At 51.3% G+C, this 24,430-nt stretch carries 24 protein-coding genes and 1 tRNA gene; 13 read left to right on the top strand and 12 right to left on the bottom strand.

Features of this window, described 5'->3' with window-relative positions:
• Nucleotides 1-78: 78 nt before the first annotated feature.
• The 4 genes from JS578_06215 (at nucleotide 79) to JS578_06200 (ending at nucleotide 3,448) form a co-directional block, all read left to right on the top strand.
• A complete protein-coding gene (locus JS578_06215) occupies nucleotides 79-1,524 on the top strand; it encodes a sodium:solute symporter family protein (GenBank protein QRX64820.1) in 1,446 nt (481 codons plus the stop codon).
• A gap of 95 nt (nucleotides 1,525-1,619) precedes the next feature.
• Nucleotides 1,620-2,309, top strand: a complete 690-nt coding sequence (radC, locus tag JS578_06210; protein QRX64819.1) for a DNA repair protein RadC — start codon at nucleotides 1,620-1,622, stop codon at nucleotides 2,307-2,309.
• 52 nt (nucleotides 2,310-2,361) lie between these two features.
• A complete protein-coding gene (locus tag JS578_06205) occupies nucleotides 2,362-2,679 on the top strand; it encodes a DUF59 domain-containing protein (protein QRX64818.1) in 318 nt (105 codons plus the stop codon).
• 25 nt (nucleotides 2,680-2,704) lie between these two features.
• Nucleotides 2,705-3,448 (top strand): UDP-2,3-diacylglucosamine diphosphatase, encoded by a 744-nt coding sequence (locus JS578_06200; protein QRX64817.1) that lies wholly within the window; start codon nucleotides 2,705-2,707, stop codon nucleotides 3,446-3,448.
• A 57-nt stretch (nucleotides 3,449-3,505) separates the two neighbouring features.
• On the opposite strand, the gene JS578_06195 is transcribed toward JS578_06200, so the two are convergent.
• The 7 genes from JS578_06195 to JS578_06165 form a co-directional block, all read right to left on the bottom strand.
• Nucleotides 3,506-4,042 carry an RNA methyltransferase gene (locus JS578_06195; protein ID QRX64816.1) on the bottom strand — a complete coding sequence of 179 codons (537 nt, stop codon included), beginning with the start codon at nucleotides 4,040-4,042 and terminating at the stop codon, nucleotides 3,506-3,508.
• A 95-nt stretch (nucleotides 4,043-4,137) separates the two neighbouring features.
• On the bottom strand, nucleotides 4,138-4,866 hold the full coding sequence (locus JS578_06190; GenBank protein ID QRX64815.1) for a glycosyltransferase: 729 nt from the start codon (nucleotides 4,864-4,866) through the stop codon (nucleotides 4,138-4,140).
• A complete protein-coding gene (locus JS578_06185; protein ID QRX64814.1) occupies nucleotides 4,859-6,088 on the bottom strand; it encodes a glycosyltransferase family 4 protein in 1,230 nt (409 codons plus the stop codon). Before JS578_06185 ends, JS578_06190 begins: the two co-directional genes overlap by 8 nt.
• Nucleotides 6,089-6,094: 6 nt before the next feature.
• Complete coding sequence (locus JS578_06180) at nucleotides 6,095-6,988, bottom strand: glycosyltransferase (GenBank protein QRX64813.1); 894 nt, start codon at nucleotides 6,986-6,988, stop codon at nucleotides 6,095-6,097.
• 3 nt (nucleotides 6,989-6,991) lie between these two features.
• On the bottom strand, nucleotides 6,992-7,816 hold the full coding sequence (locus JS578_06175) for an MBL fold metallo-hydrolase (GenBank protein QRX64812.1): 825 nt from the start codon (nucleotides 7,814-7,816) through the stop codon (nucleotides 6,992-6,994).
• Between the two features lie 36 nt (nucleotides 7,817-7,852).
• Nucleotides 7,853-10,027: a S9 family peptidase gene (locus tag JS578_06170; GenBank protein ID QRX64811.1), complete on the bottom strand. Its 2,175-nt coding sequence runs from the start codon at nucleotides 10,025-10,027 to the stop codon at nucleotides 7,853-7,855.
• A gap of 46 nt (nucleotides 10,028-10,073) precedes the next feature.
• On the bottom strand, nucleotides 10,074-11,105 hold the full coding sequence (locus tag JS578_06165; GenBank protein ID QRX64810.1) for a nitronate monooxygenase: 1,032 nt from the start codon (nucleotides 11,103-11,105) through the stop codon (nucleotides 10,074-10,076).
• A 91-nt stretch (nucleotides 11,106-11,196) separates the two neighbouring features.
• On the opposite strand from JS578_06165, the gene purD reads away from it, so the two are divergent.
• From purD to JS578_06150, 3 genes are all read left to right on the top strand, one after another.
• The gene (gene purD / locus JS578_06160; GenBank protein QRX64809.1) at nucleotides 11,197-12,468 is read left to right on the top strand and encodes a phosphoribosylamine--glycine ligase; all 1,272 of its coding nucleotides are present in this window, start codon (nucleotides 11,197-11,199) and stop codon (nucleotides 12,466-12,468) included.
• A gap of 26 nt (nucleotides 12,469-12,494) precedes the next feature.
• Complete coding sequence (locus JS578_06155; GenBank protein ID QRX64808.1) at nucleotides 12,495-13,514, top strand: hypothetical protein; 1,020 nt, start codon at nucleotides 12,495-12,497, stop codon at nucleotides 13,512-13,514.
• A gap of 109 nt (nucleotides 13,515-13,623) precedes the next feature.
• Nucleotides 13,624-14,133 (top strand): DUF4251 domain-containing protein, encoded by a 510-nt coding sequence (locus tag JS578_06150; GenBank protein QRX64807.1) that lies wholly within the window; start codon nucleotides 13,624-13,626, stop codon nucleotides 14,131-14,133.
• Between the two features lie 79 nt (nucleotides 14,134-14,212).
• Here JS578_06150 and JS578_06145 read toward each other — a convergent pair whose 3' ends face one another.
• A complete protein-coding gene (locus JS578_06145) occupies nucleotides 14,213-15,841 on the bottom strand; it encodes an alkaline phosphatase (protein ID QRX64806.1) in 1,629 nt (542 codons plus the stop codon).
• Between the two features lie 157 nt (nucleotides 15,842-15,998).
• On the opposite strand from JS578_06145, the gene surE reads away from it, so the two are divergent.
• From surE to JS578_06130, 3 genes are all read left to right on the top strand, one after another.
• Complete coding sequence (gene surE, locus JS578_06140) at nucleotides 15,999-16,763, top strand: 5'/3'-nucleotidase SurE (protein ID QRX64805.1); 765 nt, start codon at nucleotides 15,999-16,001, stop codon at nucleotides 16,761-16,763.
• Between the two features lie 15 nt (nucleotides 16,764-16,778).
• Nucleotides 16,779-17,915, top strand: a complete 1,137-nt coding sequence (gene lpxB / locus JS578_06135) for a lipid-A-disaccharide synthase (GenBank protein QRX64804.1) — start codon at nucleotides 16,779-16,781, stop codon at nucleotides 17,913-17,915.
• Nucleotides 17,916-18,030: 115 nt separating this feature from the next.
• Nucleotides 18,031-19,047, top strand: a complete 1,017-nt coding sequence (locus JS578_06130; protein QRX64803.1) for a 6-phosphofructokinase — start codon at nucleotides 18,031-18,033, stop codon at nucleotides 19,045-19,047.
• 54 nt (nucleotides 19,048-19,101) lie between these two features.
• Here the strand turns inward: JS578_06130 and rnc are convergent, their stop codons facing one another.
• The 3 genes from rnc to JS578_06115 are packed head-to-tail and all read right to left on the bottom strand — an operon-like array spanning nucleotide 19,102 to nucleotide 21,417.
• Nucleotides 19,102-19,905: a ribonuclease III gene (rnc, locus tag JS578_06125; GenBank protein QRX64802.1), complete on the bottom strand. Its 804-nt coding sequence runs from the start codon at nucleotides 19,903-19,905 to the stop codon at nucleotides 19,102-19,104.
• Between the two features lies 1 nt (nucleotide 19,906).
• Complete coding sequence (gene fabF, locus JS578_06120; GenBank protein QRX64801.1) at nucleotides 19,907-21,169, bottom strand: beta-ketoacyl-ACP synthase II; 1,263 nt, start codon at nucleotides 21,167-21,169, stop codon at nucleotides 19,907-19,909.
• An 11-nt stretch (nucleotides 21,170-21,180) separates the two neighbouring features.
• Entirely contained in the window at nucleotides 21,181-21,417 is a 237-nt protein-coding gene (locus JS578_06115) for an acyl carrier protein (protein QRX64800.1), read from the bottom strand.
• Between the two features lie 152 nt (nucleotides 21,418-21,569).
• Between JS578_06115 and purN the strand changes: the two genes are divergently transcribed.
• Complete coding sequence (gene purN / locus JS578_06110; protein QRX64799.1) at nucleotides 21,570-22,145, top strand: phosphoribosylglycinamide formyltransferase; 576 nt, start codon at nucleotides 21,570-21,572, stop codon at nucleotides 22,143-22,145.
• Nucleotides 22,146-22,187: 42 nt separating this feature from the next.
• Nucleotides 22,188-22,269: transfer RNA gene (locus JS578_06105), tRNA-Leu, on the top strand.
• Nucleotides 22,270-22,417: 148 nt separating this feature from the next.
• Here JS578_06105 and JS578_06100 read toward each other — a convergent pair.
• The gene (locus tag JS578_06100) at nucleotides 22,418-23,329 is read right to left on the bottom strand and encodes an IS982 family transposase (protein ID QRX64798.1); all 912 of its coding nucleotides are present in this window, start codon (nucleotides 23,327-23,329) and stop codon (nucleotides 22,418-22,420) included.
• Nucleotides 23,330-23,536: 207 nt separating this feature from the next.
• Between JS578_06100 and JS578_06095 the strand changes: the two genes are divergently transcribed.
• Nucleotides 23,537-24,415, top strand: coding sequence for an esterase family protein (locus JS578_06095; protein QRX64797.1), 879 nt, complete (start codon nucleotides 23,537-23,539; stop codon nucleotides 24,413-24,415).
• Nucleotides 24,416-24,430 lie beyond the last annotated feature (15 nt).

Here is a 24,430-nt window from a genome sequence, read left to right as displayed (position 1 = left end):
AATAAGGAATAACCTCTTTTTTTAACCCTTGCTGCCTCTGTTTTCCACATTGTTCTCATCGCAGCTAACCAAACTGTTATGCATACAATCGACATCCTGATTTTCATTGTCTATATGCTCTTCGTGCTGGGCATTGGAATCTATTTTTTGAGAAAGAACAAGAACGCCGACGACTATTACGTGGGGGGCCGATCGATGGGCAGCTCTGTGATCGGCCTCTCGGTGGTAGCTACCGACGTGGGGGGCGGCTTCTCCATTGGCCTGGGGGGGCTGGGCTTCCTGATGGGCCTCTCCGGCTCCTGGATGCTTTTCACGGGACTGCTCGGTGCCTGGCTGAGTGCAGTCTTCCTGATCCCCAAGGCGGGCAAGCTGTCGAAAAGATTGAAGCTCTACACCTTCCCGCAGCTGTTCGAGTTCTTCTACAGCCCCCGCGTGGCATTGCTGGCCGGCATCATCTCCGCGGTGGGCTACATCGGTTTTACCAGCTCCCAGCTGTTGGCCGGTGCCAAGCTGGCATCCGCCACCTTTGAGGGGCTCGACATGACCACCGCGCTCATCTTCATGGGGGTGATCGCCGTCGCCTACACCGCCATGGGTGGGCTAAAGGCGGTGATCTATACCGATGTGGTGCAGTGGATCATCCTGCTGGCGGGATTGATCCTGATCGGCATCCCACTGGGCTACCATGCCATCGGCGGGATGGAGGCAATCCGCGCTACACTGCCGGAGGAGTTCCTGAAACTCAACAACATCGGCTGGCCCACCATCCTCAACTGGGCGGTGACCATCATCCCCATCTGGTTCGTGGGGATGACCCTCTACCAGCGGATCTATGCCACCCGCACACCCAAAGAAGCACAGAAAGCGTGGTACATCGCCGGCGCTTTTGAGTGGCCCATCATGGCCTTCATGGGTGTGATCCTGGGGCTGTTTGCCCGGGTGGCGTTCGAGAATGGCATGTTCGCCTACATGGGCTTTGCACCCGGTGAGATGATGGATGCCGAGATGGGGTTGCCACTGTTGTTGCGCACCATCCTGCCGGTGGGGCTGATGGGATTGATGATGGCGGCCTACTTCTCCGCGGTGATGTCCACTGCCGACAGCTGTATAATGGCAGCTTCCGGCAACATCGAAAGCGATATCCTGAAGAAGATCAGACCACTGCCCAAGAGCAAACGGGCCCGTCTGATCCAGTCGCAGCTGATCACCCTGGGGATCGGACTGCTGGGATTGCTCATCGCCCTGCGGATGGAGAACGTGCTGGAGTTGATGCTTCACTCCTACGCCTTCATGGTGAGCGGTCTCTTTGTACCGGTGCTGGGTGCTTTCTTCACCAAAAGGGGCAGTGCCACCGGTGCTTTCTGGTCCATGATCACCGGTGGGGCCACCACGCTAACCCTCACCCTGCTGTCGGTGAAGCTGCCCTACGGACTTGATCCCAACATCTTCGGCATCACGGCTGCTGCCATCTGCTTCCTCCTCCTTTCGAAGCTCTTCCCGGGAAGAAGGAATGTGATCGATTAATTTGCTGTTGAATCAATTTTTATCAGCTGATTTGTAGCTGTTTCCTGAATTTTCTTTGTATTTTTGTCCTGTCTGACTTCTCAAAAGAATCTATTATGAGCAAGTTAAGCATCAAGCAGTGGGCAGAAGAAGACCGGCCGCGGGAGAAACTGCTGCTCAAGGGTGTTGCCGCACTCTCCGACTCGGAGCTGATCGCCATACTGATCGGTTCGGGGAATGACCAGGAGAGTGCCGTTGAACTGGGCAGGCGAATCCTGCTGGATACCGGTAACGACCTCAACCGGCTGGGCCGGATGGGTGTCAACGACCTGGTAAAGCAATACCGCGGCATCGGCGAGGCGAAGGCTGTTTCCGTGATTGCCGCCCTGGAGCTTGGGCGTCGCAGACGATCGGCTGAGGCGGTTGAGCGGCAGAAGATCACCTCTTCGCGCGATGCCTATGAGCACTTCTACCCGATCCTCTGTGACCTGAATCACGAGGAGACATGGGCGCTGCTCACCGACCGCTCCAACAAGGTGCTCAACACCCTCCAGGTGAGTCGCGGCGGTATCTCGGGCACGGTGGTCGACATCCGCCTGATCCTCCGTGAGGCGCTGGGGCATTACGCCTCCGGCATCCTACTGGGTCACAACCATCCTTCGGGCAACTGCACCGCCAGTCCCCAGGACACGCAGATCACCCGGAAGCTGAAAGAGGCTGCCCAGTGGATGGACATCACGCTGCTGGATCACATCATCGTCTGCGGTGACAGCTATTACAGCTTTGCCGATGAGGGAATCATCTGAGGCAGCTAAACAATATGCCGGTTAAACGGTTTAATCAGAAATGTGAATGCATATGAACGAAGAATTACAAGAACTACAGGATAAGATTGTGGTGATGCTCAAGACAGTTTATGACCCTGAGATCCCCGTAAACATATATGACCTGGGCATGATCTACGATGTGGATGTAGATGACTACAACAACGTTACCATCGAGATGACCTTCACTTCTCCCGCCTGCCCGGCGGCCGATTTCATTCTGATGGATGTTCAGATGAAAGTGGAGTCGATCGAGGAGGTGAACAAGGTGGACATCAACCTCACCTTCGATCCGCCGTGGGACCGCTCGATGATGAGCGAGGAAGCACTGTTTGAACTGGGGATGATGTGACCGGGAAATAGGGAAACTGAGTCAGGTGAAGAACAAAATCTATTTTCTATCGGATGCCCATCTGGGATCGAAGTCGCACCCCGACAGCCGGGAGACCGAACGCCGCCTCTGCCGCTGGTTGAAGAGCGTGCGGAAAGATGCACGGGCGATCTACTTGCTGGGTGATATCTTCGATTACTGGTTCGAGTACCGTTACGTGGTGCCAAAGGGATACACCCGCCTGCTGGGGAAGCTTGCGGAGCTGACCGATTCGGGAGTGGAGATTCACTTCTTCATCGGCAATCACGATATCTGGCTCACGGATTACCTCTCGGTGGAGTGCGGCCTGATCCTTCACTTTGAACCGCTGGTCACCGATATCGATGGCAAGCGTTTTTTTCTTGCCCACGGCGACGGACTGGGAGATGATTCCCGATCCTTTCACCTGCTGCGCAAGATATTCCACAGTCGCTTTCTTCGACGCTGCTTTTCGGCAGTCCATCCCGGGTTGACCATCCCACTAGCCCATGCCTGGTCCAACAGCAGCCGTCTCTATGGCGGTGTGCAGGAGTATCTGGGGGAGGAGAGGGAGCATCTGGTCCTCTTTTCCAAAGAGAAATTGAAGGAGAACCCCGGCATCAACTACTTCATATTCGGACATCGTCATATCCTGCTGGATCTGCCCATTGCAGACAAGTCGCAGGTTGTCATCCTGGGCGACTGGATCACCTATTTCTCCTATGCGGAATTTGACGGGGAGCGCCTCACCCTCAAACGGTGGGAGGAGTGATTGCGTTGCATCGCTTAGCTGGGTGAGGTTTTCTTAGGATGAGGTGCTGAAGCGCTTTCAGCGACTCAGCTGCCGGAAGAAATCCCATATCACGATTCCGGTTGCAACCGAGACGTTGAGCGAATGCTTGGTGCCATATTGTGGGATCTCGATGCAGCCGTCGCAGGCATCGACCACCGCCTGCTGCACGCCGTGTACCTCGTGACCGAGGACCACGGCATATTTTTTGTCCGTTTGTAACTTCACTTGCGCCAGTGAGAGGCTTTTCTCTGCCTGCTCCACCGCGTAGACAATATACCCACTCTCCTGCAACAGCCGCACGGCGGTGAGCGTCTCATCTATATAGCGCCATTGCACCGAATCTTCCGCACCAAGGGCGGTCTTGTGAATTTCTGCATTGGGGGGAGTGGCGGTGATGCCGCACAACAGGATCTCCTCCACCCGGAAAGCATCACCGGTACGAAACACCGAGCCGATGTTGTGCTGGCTTCGCACGTTGTCCAACACCACCGTCAGTGGTATCTTCTCAGCTTCATGGAACTCCTCCACGCTGATGCGGTTGAGCTCTTCCAGTTTCAGTTTTCGTCGGGACATATTTTTTTAGCTATTAGTTGTCAGTTGTCAGCTGTCAGCATTCAGTTATTAACAGAACATCAAACTTACAAGCATACAAACAATTAAACATTGAACTATTTCACCAGTGCCCTGACAATGAACCAGAGGTGATGGGCGAAGGTGGAGAGCCGACCGTAATGGAGTGCCATGATGCGGTAGCGCTCTTTCAGCGATGCCTTTCGGTTGCGGGTGGTCATCCCCTCGTTGAGGTAGTTGATCAGTGTCAGCCGGCTGTTGTGGATTGTTTTCGCCTTTTTCATCATCCGGATGCTCCAGTCGAAATCGGATGAGTAGTGATAGGCCAGGTCATAGGGTTCGAACAGCTCTCGTTTCACGATAAAGGCCTGGTGACAGACCACCATACCTTGTCGGAAGCTCTTCCATCCAAGATTATCCGGTGCTTTCAGCCGCCGCATATGGAGGAAGGTTCCGGCATCGTCCACGATGGCGGTCTCACCGTAGATGATATCGGGTGCCGATGCCTCATCAAAGGTGCTCATTATCTGTTCCACGCTGTCGGCCGCAAAGAAGGTGTCACCGGCGTTCAGGAAGCATAGGTAATCGCCCGTCGCCATGGCAGCCCCTTTGTTCATCGCGTCGTAGAGCCCCTTGTCCGGTTCACTTACCCAATGCAGCCGCTCATGCTGCTGCCCGTTGATCAGCTCCAGGGTACCGTCGTCCGACCCCCCGTCGATCACCATGTGCTCGAGATGGGGCCAGGACTGCTCGCCCACGCTACGCAGGGTTCGCTCCAGCGTGGTGGCCGCATTGAAGGTAACGGTAATGACGGATAGCTTATGCATGATATGTGTCAATGTATTGATATACAACGACAGATGCGTCGTAGTGCAGGGTGGTTTTAGCAGATGCGCTTTGGGAAAGATCCGACCAAACAGATTCCCCCAATGACCATACAATCCCCTCAGCCAGATCGGCTGCATCCCTGTAACGAGCTACATATCCATTCACCCGGTGATCAATCATCTCCGGGATGCCCCCCGTGTTGAATCCCACGCAGGGGGTGCCACAGGCCATCGCTTCCATGATGGTGTTGGGCAGGTTCTCGAGCAGTGAGGGTGTTACATAGAGGTCGGCAGCGTTGTAGAGGGCAGGCATATCATCTGGGTTCACATAGCCCAAAGCGGTTGCAGGCAGGGCCAGCTGCTGAAGCATCTCTTCAGCCTGGTTGCCCGCGATGAGCATGTGGATATCGTTTCTCTGCGCTGCCAGTATCTGGCTGGCTTCGGCAAGGTAGCGGGTGCCCTTGCGTGAATCGGAAGCTTTCGCCGCAGCAAAGAGCAGGAGTTTCTTTTCCTGCGGAAGTCCCAACCTGTCTCGCATTTCCTTTTTGTCCATTGGTCGGTAGCGCGTTGTGTCAATTGGATTGGGAATCGATAGGAGTTGGTGCCCCCGGGTAAGGGGACTTTTTTCGGCCAACTCTTTCAACCAATGGCTGCAGGCGACGAAGGTGATTTTCCCATGGGCATAGGTGTTTTGTTTGATTCGGAAACGCTCATGGGAGAGATCCTTTTGTGACGGTGCCGCCAGGTAGGGACACCTCCCGCAGCTGCTCTCATAGTGGTCGCAACCGGCCGCATGATGACAGATGCCGGTGAAGGGCCACATGTCATGCATGGTCCAGACCACCTTCTTCCCTGAGGCTAGGATCCTGCCAATCTCTTTTAGCGAGAGCATCCCCTGGTTGATCCAGTGCAGGTGAATCACATCGGCATCCCTGAAAAGAGGGTGATTCACAATGGAGAGCCCTCTGTCGGCAATTGACACATCAAACAGGTTTTTGCGTGAGAAGCGGTTGTGAGCAAAGATACGGGTTCTCTCTGCTATAAAGTTCCAACGGTTTGCCAGGTTACCTCCCACCTGAACCACATTGTCATTGTCTGACAGCTTTTCCCGCACCATCAACTTCGCATGCTGACCATTGGCGTTGAGAGCGTTCATCAGCCGGAAGGCGGCGATGGCGGCACCTCCTCTGATGTCGGATGTGTTGATGAGCAGGATTTTCATATGGTCTCAGACTCTTAATATCCTTTTAATTCTTCTGACCCCTTTTGCCAGGAGAGAGTTTGTGCGCATGTAATATTTCTCGAATGACTTTCTTACAGCCTTGTTCTCCTCTATCCTTGGGATCTCGCTGCTCAGCGCTGACATGTGGAGCGGGGTTGTGTAGATCACGTCACGTCCACTGTGGCGCCCGCTCCCATCGAATCCGATGTTCTGTACCAGCGACTTGCCGGCGTTCACCGAGAGCTTGTTCTTCAGAAAGAGGGATGCATTCCAACGGATGGCCCACGAGTCGTTCTCTCCGTTTACCTGCCTGCGGAGCATGCGGGTGAAGGGATAGTTGTCGTTGAAGTCAAACTCCCTGTTCAGTTTTTTCTTCATTATCTCCGACAGGAGTGCCTCCCCATCGGGGTTGAAGATATCCCATGCCCGCTTCCAGGTAGCCCACCCCCAGCTGCCGGTCCATTTGATCAGGAAGGCATCGGGCAAATCAAGCAGCGGGAAACAAAAGCCCTGAACATGGGCAATCTTCTCCTCCTGCTCATATCGCTCCAGGACGTCGTTCATGAAGGTGAGGAAGTAGGGAGATGTGATCAGGTCATCTTCCAGGACGATCACCTTTCCATGCTCGTTTACGACACCCGTGACACCTTCAATGATGTTGCGGGCAAGGCCCACGTTTTCTGTTCGTTCTTCAATGTGAATCGAAGCAAAACCCTCCACTGAACGGATCAGTTCACGTACTTTCATCACCTCCTCCCTGTCTGTTTCATTCCTGTAACCATCGGAAAAGATATACAACCTGCTCCTGTCGCTGAGGTGGTTTTTCCTCAGTGCCTCAAGTGTCAACCTTGTGTGCTCGGGACGGTTGTATGTAAAGAGGAGTATCGGGGATAGGGACATTGTTCAGAGTTCGATTTTATCGGACAATATGTTTCTCTCAAACACCCGGAGTGCCAGCTTTTGCCCCACCTCAATGCCATTGCGGGTGAGATGATCTTTGATGGTGCTGTAGGCCAGCTGTGGGTTGTTGTTGTCGCCGCTGAGGTGGCAGAGCCAGATGTTGCGCAACTCCTCATGGAAAAGATCTGCCAGAAATTCAGCGGCCTGGCGGTTGCTCAGGTGGCCTGCGCCTGAGGAGATTCGCTTTTTCAGGTAGACCGGATAGCGGCCGTTCATGAGCAGATCCTCGTCGTAGTTGCTTTCAATCACAAGGTGGTTTGCCTGTGCTGCATAACGTGTCACTTCATCGGTGATTGTACCGACGTCGGTGGCGATAATCAGCTTCTGGCCTGCAAACTCAATGAGGTATCCGGCATTGTCGTTGCTGTCGTGTGGCACATCGAAAGCGGTGATGCGGAGATCTTCGATCTGAAAGGGTGTTCCCTTCTCGATATATCTGGCGGAGCCGTTCAATCGGTTGCTGATCATGGGGCAGGCGTCAATGCCGCGGTGTACCTCACGGGTGGCGTAAACCGGTATGTACATCTTCTCTCCCAGGTAGCCTGCCGACTTGATGTGGTCATAATGGTCGTGTGTGATCAGTATCGCCATGATGGAAGATAGCTCCACGCCATGCTGTGCCAGTCGCTTTTTGATGACTCGCGGCCCCAATCCCGCATCAATCAATATGCCGTAGCGGTTGTTGCCCAGGTAGTAGCAGTTGCCGCAGCTGCCGCTGCTCAGGCTGAAGAAGGAAAAACGCTCCGGTGGAAATAATTTGTATTGCATAGCTGAATGCAAAGATAGCAACTTTTTCAGGAATTGCTACGGCTTGGTCCTGTCGATAAAATCCTCAATATAACGGGTGATATGTTCATGGAGGTGTACCCTGTCGTGGCCGATCATGTTGTGTCCATGTCCCGGGTAGAGGAAGAGGTCGGGGTGGGTGCCTGCCTGAATGCTTTCTTTCAGGAACTGAAGGGTGTGCTGCATCACCACCGTAGGGTCTTCATCGCCGTGGATCATCAGCAGGCGTGATTGCAAATCACCGGCTCTGTTGAGCAGGCTGCTCTCCCTGTATCCTTCCGGATTTTCCTGCGGTGTGTCCATGTAACGCTCTCCATACATCACCTCGTAATATTTCCAGTCGATCACAGGACCACCGGCCACTCCCACCCTGAAAAGTCCGGGGTAACGCAACAGCATGTTGATGGTCATAAAGCCGCCATAACTCCATCCGTGGATGCCCATTCTGTCACTATCCACGTAAGGCAGCGAACGTAGGTATTCCACCCCTTTCAGCTGGTCTTCGCTTTCCACGACTCCCAAGCGACGGTGGGTGACCTGTTCGAACGCCTTTCCCCTGTATGATGTGCCGCGGTTGTCCATTACGAAGATGATAAAGCCCTTTTGTGCCATGTAGGTTTCCCATCCACCGGAGCCGTAGCGCCAGCGGTTGCTCACCAGCTGTGAGTGGGGCCCCCCGTAGACATATACAACAACCGGGTATCTCTTTGTGCTGTCAAAGTTGGCCGGTTTCACCATGCGATACCAGAGGTCACTCACCCCGTCGGCCGCTTTTAGGGTGCCTGCTTCAACAGTGGGCATGCAATAGCCGGCGAAGGGGTCAACGGCGGCATTCAGTGGTGTAATCTTACCGGTGCGGTTGTCGAGGAGGTCTGTTCGGCCTGGGTTGCCGTGAGCCGTGTGGCGGTCAATCAGGTAGCGCCCGGAGCTGCTGAGCTTTGCACTATGTGTTCCGGGGAGTGTGGTGTGCTGTGTGATCTTTCCGCTTGTGAGGTTGACGCTGCAGATGTGGCGGTCGATGGGAGAGGGTAGGGTAGAGATGAAAAAGAGGTTTTCACCATTCTCGTCAAAACCTGTGATTTCTGTCACCTCCCAGTTACCGTCGGTGAGTTGCTTCAACATGTTGCCATCAGTGTCGTAAAGATAAAGATGATTGTATCCGCTACGCTCACTTTGCCAGATGAAAAGGTCATCTCTGCCTCGCACGAAGAGTACCGGATTCTCCGGCTCCACATATCTGGGATCTGTTTCTTCGAAAAGGGTGAGTTCATTCTCTCCCGTCGTGCTGTTGTATCGCTTCAGCTGCATGGTGTCCTGACCGCGGTTGAGATGTGCAACATAAAGTGCTTCCCCACGCGGACTCCAGGCGATATTGGTGAGATAATGGTCAGACGGCTCACCTGTTTTGAGCCATATGGTCTTATTCTCAAGGATGTTGTAAATGCCTATGGTGACCTCGTGGCTGCTCATACCTGCCATGGGGTATTTCTCCGGCTTCGCCTCTGCCACCCTGGATGAGGCGTCCACCAGTGGGTAGTCGCTCACCATTCGTTCGTCCATCCGGTAGAAAGCCAACATGCTGCCATCGGGCGACCAGAAGATACCGCTGTTGATACCAAACTCGTTGCGGTGAACCGACTGACCGTTTACGATCCCTTTGTCACAGTCGTTTGTGACTGTTGAGACCTTGCCCGCGCTGTCGAGCAGGTAGAGATTGTTGGACTTCGTGAAGGCAAGGTGATGGCCCGAGGGAGAGAGGGTATGGTTGGCACTCTTTTCCGGGAAGCTGAATACGGTCTCTATTTTTTTTTGCTTTGGATTTAGGGTAGCGATCCCGTTGCCGGTGGTTAGGATGGCAGCATCGCCTTCCTCTTCCTGAAAGGAGATCCTTGTCACCTGTTCCTCCCCAAGCCTCGCGTCGGAAGATAACTCATCGAAGGTGAGCCACATCTTTTTGCTGATTCTTCCGGTTGGGTTGATCACTTCCCATACAGTGTCCCTTTCCGTTACCATCAGGCGGTTGCCATGCCAATGGTATGAACCGGGAATGCGTGCGGTAAAGCGATTATAATCATTCCCTCCTGGTATCAGCTCTTCCAGTGAGAAATTCTTTGTTTGCTGTGCAACTGACTCTGAGTGGAACGATGTCAATGCGAAGAACAATAATATGAGAGACCTTCTGAACAATGTCATATTACGGTACCGAGTTTTGGTTTAGGTTTTATCTCTTGATCCCTTGTCAGGCGAATGTTTGTGCCGACAAATGTTTCAGTGTCTGGTGGTACTCCTCCATCATGCTGCGTACTACCTCGCCGGCGGGGAGAATCTCACGGATATGAGAGGCTATCTGCCCTATCTCAAGCTCGCCTTCTGTCAGATCACCTTCGAAGATGCCTTTTTTTGCACGTCCACGTCCCAGCAATTCACGAAGCTCATCAGCCGAGGCTCCCCTCTCCTCCAGTTCTTGCACCTGTTGGAAGAATTCATTTTTAACCAGTCGTGTGGGACTCACCTTCTTCAGTGAGAGAAGGGTATCCCCTTCGTTCAGTTCGATGCAACGCTGCTTGAAGGCATCGCTGGCGGAGCTTTCAACAGTGAGAGCGAAACGGGTACCCACCTGCACCCCTTCGGATCCGAGGGCGAAGGCTGCCGCCATCCCTGCACCGGTGGCAATACCGCCGGCAGCAATCAAGGGGAGTCCTGTTGCAGCACGTACCTGTGGTATTAGGGTGAGGGTGGTGGTCTCCTCGCGTCCGTTGTGGCCCCCTGCTTCAAAGCCTTCTGCGACGATGGCATCGACGCCGGCCTCTGCAGCCTTGCTTGCGAATCGGGAGCTTGAAACCACGTGTACCACCGTGATCCCTTGTTTTTTAAGGGTGGCAGTCCAACTCTTCGGATTACCCGCGGAGGTGAAGACCACCGGCACCTTTTCATCGATGACAATCTGCATGATCTCCTCAATCTGCGGATACATCAGGGGTATATTTACACCAAAGGGATTCTTGGTGGCCATTCTGCATTTGGTAATGTGTTCACGCAACATGTCAGGGTGCATAGAGCCTGAACCGATCAGCCCCAGACCTCCTGCATTGCTCACCGCCGCGGCAAGTTTCCAGCCGCTGCACCACACCATGCCCCCCTGTATGATTGGGTAACGGATGCCTAAAAGAGTACAAATTCTATTTTGAACCATCATTGAGTTTTTTTTGAAATGCAAAGATAGCGGTTTTAGGGTGAATGGTGGTTCTTTTTTCAAAGCTGCTGGATGCATTTTTGAATTTTTTTAGTAGCTTTGTGCATTGTTGCCCGCTTATTGCTGCAAGGGCAGTGGTTATTAATTTCATAAAGGATTCACTGAGGTTATGAATGTTCTTCTTCTAGGCTCCGGAGGCCGTGAACACGCCATGGCGTGGAAAATACGTAAAAGCAGTTACCTGAACAATCTCTACATTGCTCCCGGCAACGCAGGGACGGCCCAGTTGGGGACCAATGTGCCCTTTGCAGTGACAGACTTTGTTGAGATGAAGCGATTTGCTCTGGAGCATGACATCGACATGATTGTTGTAGGTCCGGAGGACCCGTTGGTGGAAGGTGTCTTTGATTTTTTCCGTGACGATGAGGATATTTGTCACATCGCCGTAATCGGTCCCTCCAAGAAAGGAGCCCAACTGGAGGGGAGTAAGGATTTTGCCAAGAACTTCATGATGCGACACCAGATCCCTACGGCGCGTTATCTTACTGTGACTCCTGAGAACATTGCTGAGGGGGATACATTTCTTGATTCTCTTTCCTCACCCTATGTGTTGAAAGCCGATGGGCTGGCTTCCGGCAAGGGGGTGCTGATTCTGGATGATTTGCATGAATCGAAACAGATGCTTCGGGAGATATTGGATGGCAAGTTCGGAAAGGCAGGCAGCAAGGTGGTCATTGAGGAGTTTCTTTCAGGTATAGAGTGCTCAGTGTTTGTATTGACCGATGGCAGCTCCTATAAGATTCTGCCTGTAGCCAAGGACTACAAGCGGATTGGCGAGGGTGACACAGGACTCAATACCGGCGGCATGGGTGCAGTGTCACCTGTACCCTTTGCCGATGAGGCATTTATGGAGAAAGTTCGTACCCGTATCGTTGAGCCTACCATTTTGGGCCTCAACAAAGAAAAGATAGAATACAAGGGTTTCATTTTCCTGGGCCTGATCAAGGTAGAGGGAGAGCCAAAGGTGATTGAGTACAATGTACGCATGGGCGATCCGGAAACAGAAGTGGTGATGCCGCTCATCAAGTCTGACCTTCTTGATCTCTTTATTGGGGTCACGACTGAGACTCTCGACCGAAAGAAGCTGGAGATTGACGACCGAACGGCTGTGACGGTGATGATGGTCTCGGGGGGGTATCCCGGGTCTTATGAGAAGGGTAAAGAGATTCTGGGCCTGGAAGAGGTGACCGACAGTATTCTGTTCCATGCCGGCACAAGGATGGAAGATCACCATGTGGTCACCGCCGGCGGTCGTGTGTTGGCTGTCACCTCCTACGGAAAGAGCATGGATGAAGCGCTCTTGCGATCCTACCAATCGATCTCAAAGATCTGTTTTGAGAAGTGCACCTTTCGAAAAGATATTGGATTTGACCTGCGATAGCCACTACAACATTCAGCTTTTCTGATATGGCCACATCTCTACTCACCTTTCGAAGGACATTTGTTGAAGGTCGTTTCGTGACATTTCCTTCCATGTTGGTGATCCTGGGGATGCGATTGCTGCTCTTTCTCAACAGTGAGAACGATTTGGATTTCTCATCCGGTGCCGGTTATTTGTGGAAATTTTCTGCTCCTCTGTTTACAGATCCAGTAATCTCGTTGGTTGTATCCTCGCTTGCCGTGCTACTCATCGCCTGGTTGATCCATTCGATGAACAACCGTTTTGCACTCATTCGCACCCGCTCCAACCTGCCTTTTATTATCCCTCTGTTTCTGCTGAGTCTTCATCCCCGTTTTTTGGTGATGTCACCTGCCCTGGCGGCCGTAATTCCCGTGTTGCTGGCATTTTTCCCTTTATTGCAATCTTATCAAAAGCAGGATGCTTATCTTTACTCTTTCCGATCTGGCGTCCTGATTGCTGTGGCTTCTCTTTTTCACATTGGTGCATTGGCGCTTGTACCCCTATGGTGGAGAGGAGAACGCTCCATGCGAGGGCCACAATTGAGGGCACGACTCTCCTATTTCTTCGGTATCCTTCTGGTGGCGTTCTCACTCTTCTCGCTGGCCTACCTGTTGGACGATTTACCCGGCTTCCTCTATCCCTTCCATTTCTATACCGATATCTCACTGCCCGGTCTTCCCGACTTCACCGCTGTGGAGTGGGCTGCCCTGTTGTTGGTTGTGCTTTTCTTTCTTTCCAACATGATTCTCAGTACCCGTATATTCTTTCGCGACAAGGTGCTTACCCTTACGTTGTTGCAGTTTGTTGTCTTTCTGATTTTATTCTTGTTGATTTTGCAGGTAATCTACTGGCATAGTACACTCTTCTTTTTCACTCTTGCTCTACCATTGATCTCCTACCTGAATGCCTATTATTTCACCCGTTTACATACAAAGGGAGGTCTCTGGATGGCTTACATCAATATTGTTGTAATGTTGCTTTTCTATCTCTTCCATTTTTACCCTTTCCGTCAGTTCATTGTCTGAAACTTTTTTAGCTCTCACGTTGTTAAATAGATGAATGTCATTTACGTTGGATTATATGGTGTAATCTGTCGATGAATCATGTGATGTCTAAATGATGGAGGAGAAAACGATGAAAAAAATGTTATCTTACCGATTCAGTCTCATCTTGCTATTGCTCACATTCTGGGGATGTGGCAGTTCCCTGACAGTGGCAGAAAAGGAGAGACTGGCTATGGAGGTGCAGGAGGCAGTGGAGCAGTCATCTTTTCGTTTTGAGGCGACTTATGCTTATCCCACCGGCTACCAACCGGTTTACTTGTCGCCATATTATGATGTGACAGTGTCTCCCGACACGGTGAAAGCCTATCTGCCATACTATGGCCGTGCCTACCGTGCACCGATGGATCCTCGTGAGGGAGGGTTTCAGTTTACCAGTACTGATTTCACCTATCGCTATGCTCCCGGAAAGAAGCGAGGCAGTTGGATGGCTAAGATCACAATCCTGGATCTTGACCGGCCGGTGACCTTTAGCTTCGACATCTGGGGAAATGGTACTTCCCGTCTTTTGGTGAACGACTTCAACAGGCAGTCGATCTCATTCCAAGGTGATATTAGTATCTCGGATGAGGAGAAACAGTAGCAGTTTGAAATTTCATCCGGTAACAAAAAACTCCGCCTGTTAAGAGCGGAGTTTTTTTTGTTTGTTGATCATTAATCTCTCAGAACATCTCTTTCAGGTTAGAAGGGAGATAGAATGTATCATTCTTGTCAATGTACACCACCACAGAGCCTATGTCAAACGGCTTCCCGTTCTTTTTTGCCACCGATGAGAAGGCGGGGATCTCCAGAGTTGTTCTGCCTTTCTTCACCATAAGTACCGGGAAGTCGGGGTTGTCACGGATGATGGAGTAACTCATTCCTTCGAACACCTCCGTATGTTTCACAAAAATACGATCCGAAAGTTGCTCAAGAGTGCACTCAAGTCCGCTCACCTTTTGCAGGTAGCGGTTTAACTCCGTGTTGCGCATGTTGCCGCGTGGCACATCACCCTCGGGGTGGTAGGCTGCCAACAACACTTCTTCACCGGTATGGCCACCGGTGGTGAAGCCAAAGCAGGTGCGTTCGTTTAGGATATTTCCGATGTTGTGTGCCAGGTTGTTACTGGTGCCGACCTTGGTGTAATCCGTCTCCTTGTAATTCTTCGAAGTCAGGAGGAGCGCCAGTTCGTCATCTGTGAGATCGATGCCGGTATACTCCATGAAGACACTTTTGAACTGATCTGAAGGCGTTTCAATGAGAATCGACTCCAGGGCATTGCTGCTCAGTTTGTAACCCGATACGGTGCCGAAGACCTGCTCCAGCGAGAGGCGGTCGTAGCCACCGCAACGTCTGCTGCCAATCGAGAAGCCGCTGTTACCGTGATCGGAGACGATCACCACGGCAGTGTTGCCGTCAGCCTTGGCAAACTCTATCGCCTTGCCCACCGCTTCATCGAAGGCGAGGTACTCATCAATCATGGTGGCGGCATCGTTGGCGTGCGCTGCCCAGTCTACCTGACTCCCTTCCACCATCAGGAAAAAGCCGTTCTCCTTTTTCGAGAGCAGTTCCAGTGCCTTGCCGGTCATCTCAGCGAGGGAGGGCACCCTGTCAGGGTTGCGGTCGATGTTGTAGGGGAGAGCTTTCTCACCGAAGAGGGCCCACACCTTTTCTGTTCCGTTGTAGTTGAGGAGTGCCTGTCTGTCGTCGCTGATCAATGTGGTACCGTTGTTGGCGAAGTGCTTCTTGATATCGTCGGTGAGGATGCCGTTGCCCCCTCCGAACAACACATCCAGGTTCTGGTAGGCGATTTGTGGTGCCAAAGCTTTATAGTTGCTCCTTTTATAGTGATGTGCCGAGAAGTCCGCCGGCGTGGCGTGGGGAAACTCGCAGGTGACCACCAGACCCACAGCTTTCTGTTTCATGATCCTGGAAGCTTCCAGGATGGTTGCTGCCGGTTGTAAACTACGGTCGGCAGATACCGGGAAGATATCATTGTCCGACACCTCGGGGTGGATGGCCACGTTGCCCGACTGCTGTAGCACGCCGGTAGCGTAGGTTGAGCCGGTGGGAGCTGAGTCACCGATGGGTGCGTTCGAAGAGAAGGTGGTGACGGTGCCGGTGATGTATGGATCAACGTTGAGTCGATCACCCATGCCGTTGTAATGCTTGAACCAGCGAGCAGCAGAGTAGACACTGAGGGTTGTTCCATCGGGAATCATCACGATAAGATTCTTTACCGGCTTCACCTCCGAAGCAGACAGAGCTGCCGAAGCAATCAGCAGGTAGAAAAGGATTGTTAAATTTCGCATATCTGAATTTGATTATATACTGAATAAAAAACAACCAAAGATACGAAATAGTTGACGGATGAATCATGGAGTGGTGATTTTTAATAGTTTCGTAACATATGAGACAACCAATGAATGGCATTATTTCATTATCTTTGCGTGAATGGAAGATTTGTTTATGAGTAATGAGAAACCGCTGATCCTGGTCACCAATGACGATGGTTATCAGGCAAAAGGGATTAAATCGCTGATTGAAGCGATGAAGGGGCTGGGTGATATCATCGTTTTTGCACCCGACTCACATCGGTCTGGAATGTCGAGCGCCATCTCCACCTCCCAGCCGCTAAGGGCCAGGGTATACCACCGTGAAGAGGGGCTGACCGCATACCACTGTAACGGAACGCCGGTAGACTGTGTGAAACTGGCACTGAATGAGTTTGTACCGCGCAAGCCTGACCTGTTGGTCTCTGGTATCAACCACGGTTCCAACGCCGGGATCAGTGTCATCTACTCAGGCACCATGGGAGCCGCCATCGAGGGTTGTATCTTTGAGGTGCCCTCCATCGGCTTCTCGCTCTGTGACTTCTCACCTGATGCCGATTTCTCGGTGACTGCAGCAGTAGCCCGTCGGTTGGCGACAGAGGTGCTGGATAAGCGACTGCCCCGGGGTGTCTGCCTCAATGTCAACGTACCGGCGGGTGAAATAAAGGGAGTTAGGATGACTACCCAAACCGAGGGTAAGTGGGTGAACGAATACCAGCGATCGAAGGATGGTGCTGGAAGAGATGTATACTGGATGACCGGTAACTTCGAGAACTGGCAGGCTGACAACGAGGACAACGATGAGTGGGCTCTGGCCAGGGGGTATGCAGCCGTGGTACCGGTAAAAATTGACATGACGGCCTATGACTTCCTGCCTGAACTCAAAACTTGGAACGTTTAGCTTACAGCGAATAATATGAAATACTACATCATAGCAGGAGAAGCATCTGGCGATCTGCATGCATCGAACCTGATGCGATCGCTTCGGGAACTTGACGTGGAAGCGGAATTCCGTTTCTTCGGTGGTGACCTGATGGAACAAGCCGGGGGAACGCTGGTGAAGCATTACCGCGAGATGGCCTATATGGGGCTGATCCCTGTGGTGCTGCATGCAGGCACCATCCTGCGCAACCTATCCTTCTGCAAGAGCGATATCGCCTCCTATCGTCCCGATGCGGTGGTCCTGGTGGACTATCCCGGTTTTAATCTGAAGATAGCGAAGTATGTGAAACTTGAGCTTAAGATCCCGGTCTTTTATTATATATCCCCCAAAGTGTGGGCCTGGAAGGAATACCGGGTGAATGCGTTTAAGAAATATGTGGATGAGATGCTCAGCATACTCCCTTTCGAGGTCGATTTCTTTAGGAAACATCACTACCCGGTGCATTATGTGGGCAACCCCACAGTCGATGCAATTGCACAGCGTGACCATCAGGAGGAGACATTCCGTCAGTTTGCGGAAGAAAACGGACTGGAAGAGAAACCTGTGATCGCGCTGCTTGCCGGCAGTCGTCAGCAGGAGATTCGCATCAACCTTCCCTCTATGCTGGAAGCGGTGAAAGGGTTTGCTGACGGCTACCAGTTCATCGTGGCGGGTGCTCCAGGTATCGACCCCTCATTCTATAAAGCCTACGAGACAGGTTTCCCGCAGGTGAAGGTGCTCTTCGGACAAACCTATCGCATCCTGGCACAGTCGGAGGTTGCGTTGGTCACCTCCGGCACTGCAACCCTCGAGACAGCGCTGCTCAATGTACCGCAGGTGGTCTGCTACAAGACCTCTTTGCCGCACCTCACTTACTGGGGCTTTAAACATCTGCTGCATACACCTTATATCTCGTTGGTCAACCTGATTTGTGGACGTGAGGTGGTGAAGGAGCTATTCGCCAAGTTCTTCACCGTGGAAAATATCCGCAGGGAGCTTCATCAGCTCCTCCATGTGCAGAGCTATCGTAACAACATACTTTTGAGCTACAGGGAGCTACAGGAGAGGTTGGGAGAGCCGGGAGCCTCCATGAGTGCTGCCTTGGTGATCCACCAACGTCTCCATTCCTGAGAGCGTTGTCCTTGCTTTTTCTTCGCCGATTCCATCTTTTTTTGAAATAAAGGAAGTGAAGTGTTCATTCTTTCGCTTTTTTCCTTTTCTTTGTATCTCTCTTAAATCAGAACATATGAAGGTAGGTATTCTCACTTCGGGCGGCGATGCCCCCGGCATCAACGCCACCATCCGGGGCGTCGGTAAAACAGCGATCAACAATTATGACATGCAAGTGATCGGTATCCAGAATGGTTTTTCCGGGTTGCTCTACAAGGATATCGTTGAACTCACCGATCAGTCTCTCTCCGGGATCCTTAACCTTGGTGGCACCATCCTGGGTACTGCCCGCGAGAAAGTGTTCCGGAAGATGATCAATTCACCCGACGAGAAGGACCGTGAACAGATCAAGAATGCCTACCATGAGCTGGAACTCGACTGCCTGGTATGCATCGGCGGTAACGGCACGCAGCGAACCACCTGGATGCTTTCCGAACTGGGCCTGAACGTGGTGGGGGTGCCAAAGACCATCGACAATGATATTTACGGAACCGATGTCACCTTCGGCTTCGATACCGCGGTCAACATCGCCACCGATGCAATTGACCGGCTTCACTCCACCGCCAGTTCACACCGCCGTGTGATGGTGATCGAGCTGATGGGTCACCATGCGGGATGGATCACCCTCTACGCCGGGATGGCAGGGGGGGCCGATATCATCCTGCTGCCCGAGCTGGGGTTCAACATGAAGGTGGTGATCGACAAGATCAAGAAACGTATGGAGATGGGGAAAGCATACTCCATCGTGGCTGTAGCCGAAGGCATTGAGGTGCCTTCCAACGAGAAGCCCGGTTTTTACTTTGCCCGGGAGATACAGGAACAGACTGGATTTGAAACAAGAGAAACCGTATTGGGTTATATCCAGCGTGGTGGTTCACCATCACCTTACGATCGCAACCTGGGCACCCTGCTGGGGGGGCATGCCGCACAGCTCATTCATGAGGGACGCTTTGGACGGATGGTGGCCAAGCTGGGCAACCGGATCTCCGATGTGCCGCTTGAGGAGGTGGCGGGGAAACTGAGCCTGGTAACGCCCGACACCGATCTGGTGGTACAGGGCAAACGGATGGGGATCTCCTTCGGGATATGGTAACAAAAGAAAAGGCACCGGAAGGTGCCTTTTCTTTTATCATTGTGCTGTGATTCTCTATTCTTCCTGGTTGCCTGAGCCACCGGAAGATTCAGGTTCAGTTTCCTTCAGCAGCACTTCCTGCAGTTCGTTGCTCTCCCGCAGTTTTTTGATGGCGATCTTGGCAGCCATCTGGTGTGACTCCTTCTTCGAATAACCTTTTCCGGAGCCGACCTCAACCCCTGCTACCCGGGCACAGGAAAAGAATACCGGGTTGTTCTGCCCATCGTACGATGATTCTGTCACCTCGAACGACACCTCCACCTTGTTCTTCTGTCCCCACTCAATGAGCCGCGACTTAAAGTCCACCTCGCTCTTGAGCACTTTATCCATGTTGATGTGCTGCTTGATCAACGTCTCATAAACAAAATGCTTTGCCACGCGATAGCCCTGATCCAGGTAGATGGCACCGATGAGTGCTTCCAGTGCGTCACCGTAGATATTCGTGTTGTGGGCAAGGTTGCGGGTGGAGGAGACAATCAGCTTGTCGAGACCCAGCTCGATGGCAATCTTGTTGAGGGTTTCACGCTGCACGATGCGTGAACGGGTACTGGTGAGAAATCCCTCTTTCTTGTGGTCGAACTGCTTGTAAAGGATATCGGCCACGATGGCATCGAGGATGGCATCGCCCAGGAACTCGAGCCGCTCGTTGTTCACCCACTTCCCTTTTTTTGAACGGACGGATGAGGAGCGGTGTGTCATGGCTTCCCGGTAGAGATCAATCCAGTCGGGATAGAATCCCAGTACCTTGTAAAACGAAAGATAAGGCTCCTTACCCTTGTGCGGGAGAGCCTTTACTCTTTTGACAAATCTTCTTAACACACTACTGGTTGTATTGCTTGAGAATTACACTTGCGTTGTGTCCTCCAAAGCCAAAAGTGTTCGATAACGCAGCTCTTATCTCTCTTTTTTGAGCTTTGTTGAATGTGAAATTTAACCGGTAATCAATCTCCGGGTCCTCATCCCCCTCGGTGAAGTTGATGGTGGGGGGGACTACCTGATCGCGGATGGCCAGGATGGAGAGCATCGCCTCCAAGGCTCCCGCTCCACCGAGAAGGTGGCCGGTCATCGACTTCGTAGAGCTGATGTTCAGCTTATAGCTGTGCTCACCAAAAACATCGAGAATCGCTTTAGATTCTGATATATCACCCACCGGCGTGGCTGTTCCATGTACATTGATGTAGTCGATCTGGTCGGGAGTCATCCCGGCATCCTCCAGCGCGTTGCGCATCACCAGTTTCGCACCCAGCCCGTCGGGATGGGAGGCGGTGAGGTGATAGGCATCGGCCGACATGCCACCGCCAGCTACCTCTGCGTAGATGGTGGCACCCCGTGCGATGGCGTGTTCCAACTCCTCCAGGATGAGTGCCGTTCCCCCTTCACCCATAACAAACCCGTCGCGGCTGGCGCTGAAGGGGCGTGAAGCGGTGAGGGGATCGTCATTGCGTGTGGAGATGGCATGCATCGCGTTGAAACCACCCACAGCTGAGGGGCTGATGGTCGCTTCGGCACCACCGGTGACGATGGCGTTTGCTTTCCCGAGGCGTATCAGGTTGAACGCGTCTACGATGGCGTTGGTGGAAGAGGCACAAGCCGAAACGGTCGCGTAGTTGGGTCCTCTCAGTCCATAAATCATAGAGATATGCCCTGCAGCGATATCCGCTATCATTTTCGGAATGAAAAAGGGATTGAACTTGGGCCCTCTCTCCTTGTTGGTGAAATATTCACCCACCTCATCTTCAAACGTCTTGATGCCGCCGATCCCGGCAGAAAAAATCACTCCGATGCGGTCCAGGTTCTCCTTCTCCAGGTCCAGTCCGGAATCGCCCATTGCATCCTTGGCAGCCTTGATGGCCAGCTGTGAATAACGGTCGTACTTTCTGATCTCTTTGCGGTCAAAGTGATCAGCCGGGTTGAAATCCTTCACTTCGCAGGCGAACTGCGTCTTGAAAAGGGATGCATCGAAATGAGTAATAGGCCCGGCACCGCTCTTACCTGCCAGGGCGTTCTCCCAAGTGGTCTGAACGTCTTTCCCCAGCGGTGTAATCGCTCCCAGGCCTGTTACTACAACTCTCTTTAACTCCATGTAGGGACGGATTATTTTGCGTGTTGTTCTACGTAGGCAACAGCATCTCCCACTGAAGAGATCTTTTCAGCCTGATCATCCGGGATAGAGATGTTGAATTCCTTCTCGAATTCCATAATCAGCTCTACCGTGTCAAGAGAATCAGCGCCCAGGTCATTGGTGAAGCTGGCGGTTTCTGTTACTTCAGATTCTTCTACACCCAGTTTGTCAACAATGATCGATTTCACTCTTTGTGCTACTTCAGACATAACTTTCGATATTAATTAATAAATAAAATATTATTCTTACATTTGCGCTTGCAAAGTAACGCATTTTTTCTCTAATTGTGCAAACAATTGTCGATTAAATTCAATAAAAATGCACAAAATAGCCATGTTTGTGCAATAATTTACCTCTTTTTATGGTTTTACTGGCCCTTTTTGCTTCGGGTAGCGGCAGCAATGCCGAGCAGATTGCCCGCTACTTTCACCAGCGTGACGACGTGAAAATCGCACTGATTCTCTCCAACAAGGCAGATGCCCCTGTGCATGCACGTGCACGTAGGTTGGGAATCCCCTCTGTAACATGCAGCAAAAAGGCATTTGACAATGGAAATGAGGTGCTCGATCTGCTCAGGCAACATCATGTTGATTTCATCGTACTGGCTGGGTTTCTGCTGAAGGTGTCGCAGCCCTTGCTGGATGCCTATCCCCGGCGCATCGTCAACATCCACCCGGCGTTGCTGCCCCTCTATGGTGGCAAGGGAATGTATGGCGACCGGGTACACCGTGCGGTGGTAGAGGCCGGTGACAGCGAGTCGGGAATCACCATCCATTATGTGAATGAGCACTATGATGAGGGGGATATCATCTTCCAGGCGCGCTGTGAACTGTTGCCGGGTGACACACCCGAAGAGGTGGCCCGTAAGGTGCATGCGCTGGAATATGCCCATTTCCCGGAGGTGATCGATTCGCTGGTGAAAAAATTGAACAACTGAATCAGCCATATCATAAATAATTGTATCTTTGCAGTTCCATTCGCGGCCGTGGCGTAATTGGTAGCCGCGCCAGACTTAGGATCTGGTGCCGAGAGGCGTGGGGGTTCGAGTCCCTTCGGCCGCACAGTGAAACTCCTTTCAGGAAAAACTGAAGGGAGTTTTTTTCGTTTATCATCTTCAGTTTTTCCTTTGTGATTGAAGCTTCTACACTTTTATTACTATAAAATGGAACAATCAGGTTCTTTGTATAAACGTGAGTTCGGGATAACATATTATCCCCAAATGGTTAATTGACTTGACTTTTCCACTTCAAATTTGATTGAAGGCTTTTTGGGAAAGAAACAATATGCCACCAATGCAGCAATTATGTTCATGATGAAATTATGTGTGGAACGATGCCTTGAATGTTCTATCTGGCAGATATTCTTCAGTTCATCATTGATGGACTCAATTACAGATCTTTTGCGTAAGAGAATCTTGTCGCGGAATGACATCAGGGAATTTTTCATATTTGAGCGTATACCGGTCACTAAATGAACACCCTGGTCAAACAGCATCTCGAAGAGCTTTGTGCTGATGTAACCCTTGTCTGCATATAGTTTACCGAAAAGATCTTTGGTAAGAACATTGATTACGTCAGGGTTTCTATCGTCGACATTGCCTTTTGTGAGAGAGAAATTCAGCAATTCACCCTTTTCGTTACAGACCAGATGAAGCTTGAATCCAAAAAACCAGCCCATCGTACTTTTCCCTCTTTGTGCCAGATCCCTGAATACTTTATTCGAGTGTATACGCTTGTTATGACATACTTTAATGGGAGTGCTATCCACATATGTAATGCCTGTGCATTCACCAAATCCAAAGAGTTTGAGCAAGAGCATGAAAGGTACAATCACCCTGGGTTGCAACTCGACAAAACGGTTGTAGGAAACGGCATTTGGAAAATAGCTCTTCATGTGTTTGCAAATATAAAACAGGTAATAATTCTTGAAATTATGGAAGGTTCCGCAGTGGAAACAGACCATCACGGCAATAATCTCGCTCTGGGACATTTGCGTTTTCCTGTTTCTCCTTTTAGTTGTACCCCCGGCTTGAAGTTGATGATTCTGAATTTCATTCTCATATTCTGCACAAAAATCGTCGGCAATACAAAATATTTCAATAACTTTGTCTGTTGTGATCATAGGGCTGATGTTTGTTATTTGTTTGATTATCAGCTATAAATATACAAATAATCTCCCTATATCACAACTTTTTTTATGCTTTTCTTATCCCGAACTCACGTTATAAGGTAAAATCACTAACTTGCGGAATCAAATTCTTTAATATTCTGAAAAACATCCATGCCAGGATCAATTTATACCAATAAGCTCTAAAAAAAACATGAAAATATGAAGCGTACATTTTTTACTTTATGGTTGATTTTCTTGACGATCTTTTGCTTTGCACAACCCCCAAGGATGCCGCAGAGTAAGGTTGAAACGAAAACCATTCAGAGCAAGGTGCTGAACGCCGAACGTGAGTATACCATTTACCTCCCCCTCACCTACGGTCAGGATCCGGACAAAAAATATCCCATTCTTTACCTTCTTCACGGGATGAACGATACCAACAAGGGGTGGTATGAGCGTGGACACGTCAAAGATGTGGCAGACCAACTCATCGCCTCCGGAGAGGCGGTTGAGATGATCATCGTGACCCCAAACGCAGGTGGTAACATCTACGAGGGGGCATGGAACGGCTACTTCGACATGCCGAGTTGGGCATACGAAACTTTCTTTTTCACTGAATTCCTGCCCTATATTGAATCTACTTACAGGGTCATCGGAAACAAAGAAAACCGCGCGGTAGCCGGGTTGTCGATGGGTGGCGGTGGTGCCACGGTATATGGGCAGAAGCATCCTGAACTGTTCAACGCGGTATATGCGATGAGTGCCCTGATGGATATCCCTCAGCGTGATGCAGCTCCTTCACAGCGCCCCGATGACAAGATGGCAATCCTCACGAAATCGGTTCAGGAGAACAGTGCCGTACGCTTTGTGACTGAGGCTGATGAAGAACGCATCAAAACACTGCGTTCGGTGAACTGGTTTGTAGATTGTGGGGACGATGATTTTCTGCTCGACCGCAACATAGAGCTCACTCAGGCCATGCGCCAAAAACAGATCAGGCATGAGTTCCGGGTACGTGACGGTGGACATACCTGGGAGTACTGGCATTCTGCCTTGTACAACTGTCTGCGATACCTCTCCCGCAATTTCAGGAAGTAAATAATAACAATAATA

The sequence above is a fragment of the Dysgonomonadaceae bacterium zrk40 genome, from assembly GCA_016916535.1.
Taxonomy (GTDB): domain Bacteria; phylum Bacteroidota; class Bacteroidia; order Bacteroidales; family Dysgonomonadaceae; genus Proteiniphilum.
The sequence above is the reverse complement of the archived record's forward strand: the minus strand, read 5'-3'. Positions and strand labels throughout refer to the sequence as shown.

Bases quoted from the DNA above. Each gene is read 5' to 3' on its own strand.
- JS578_06215 (QRX64820.1), top strand. From the start codon at position 79: ATGCATACAATCGACATCCTGATTTTCATTGTCTATATGCTCTTCGTG.
- radC (QRX64819.1), top strand. From the start codon at position 1,620: ATGAGCAAGTTAAGCATCAAGCAGTGGGCAGAAGAAGACCGGCCGCGG.
- JS578_06205 (QRX64818.1), top strand. From the start codon at position 2,362: ATGAACGAAGAATTACAAGAACTACAGGATAAGATTGTGGTGATGCTC.
- JS578_06195 (QRX64816.1), bottom strand. From the start codon at position 4,042: ATGTCCCGACGAAAACTGAAACTGGAAGAGCTCAACCGCATCAGCGTG.
- JS578_06190 (QRX64815.1), bottom strand. From the start codon at position 4,866: ATGCATAAGCTATCCGTCATTACCGTTACCTTCAATGCGGCCACCACG.
- JS578_06185 (QRX64814.1), bottom strand. From the start codon at position 6,088: ATGAAAATCCTGCTCATCAACACATCCGACATCAGAGGAGGTGCCGCC.
- JS578_06180 (QRX64813.1), bottom strand. From the start codon at position 6,988: ATGTCCCTATCCCCGATACTCCTCTTTACATACAACCGTCCCGAGCAC.
- JS578_06175 (QRX64812.1), bottom strand. From the start codon at position 7,816: ATGCAATACAAATTATTTCCACCGGAGCGTTTTTCCTTCTTCAGCCTG.
- JS578_06170 (QRX64811.1), bottom strand. From the start codon at position 10,027: ATGACATTGTTCAGAAGGTCTCTCATATTATTGTTCTTCGCATTGACA.
- JS578_06165 (QRX64810.1), bottom strand. From the start codon at position 11,105: ATGCATCCAGCAGCTTTGAAAAAAGAACCACCATTCACCCTAAAACCG.
- purD (QRX64809.1), top strand. From the start codon at position 11,197: ATGAATGTTCTTCTTCTAGGCTCCGGAGGCCGTGAACACGCCATGGCG.
- JS578_06155 (QRX64808.1), top strand. From the start codon at position 12,495: ATGGCCACATCTCTACTCACCTTTCGAAGGACATTTGTTGAAGGTCGT.
- JS578_06150 (QRX64807.1), top strand. From the start codon at position 13,624: ATGAAAAAAATGTTATCTTACCGATTCAGTCTCATCTTGCTATTGCTC.
- JS578_06145 (QRX64806.1), bottom strand. From the start codon at position 15,841: ATGCGAAATTTAACAATCCTTTTCTACCTGCTGATTGCTTCGGCAGCT.
- surE (QRX64805.1), top strand. From the start codon at position 15,999: ATGAGTAATGAGAAACCGCTGATCCTGGTCACCAATGACGATGGTTAT.
- lpxB (QRX64804.1), top strand. From the start codon at position 16,779: ATGAAATACTACATCATAGCAGGAGAAGCATCTGGCGATCTGCATGCA.
- JS578_06130 (QRX64803.1), top strand. From the start codon at position 18,031: ATGAAGGTAGGTATTCTCACTTCGGGCGGCGATGCCCCCGGCATCAAC.
- fabF (QRX64801.1), bottom strand. From the start codon at position 21,169: ATGGAGTTAAAGAGAGTTGTAGTAACAGGCCTGGGAGCGATTACACCG.
- JS578_06115 (QRX64800.1), bottom strand. From the start codon at position 21,417: ATGTCTGAAGTAGCACAAAGAGTGAAATCGATCATTGTTGACAAACTG.
- purN (QRX64799.1), top strand. From the start codon at position 21,570: ATGGTTTTACTGGCCCTTTTTGCTTCGGGTAGCGGCAGCAATGCCGAG.
- JS578_06100 (QRX64798.1), bottom strand. From the start codon at position 23,329: ATGATCACAACAGACAAAGTTATTGAAATATTTTGTATTGCCGACGAT.
- JS578_06095 (QRX64797.1), top strand. From the start codon at position 23,537: ATGAAGCGTACATTTTTTACTTTATGGTTGATTTTCTTGACGATCTTT.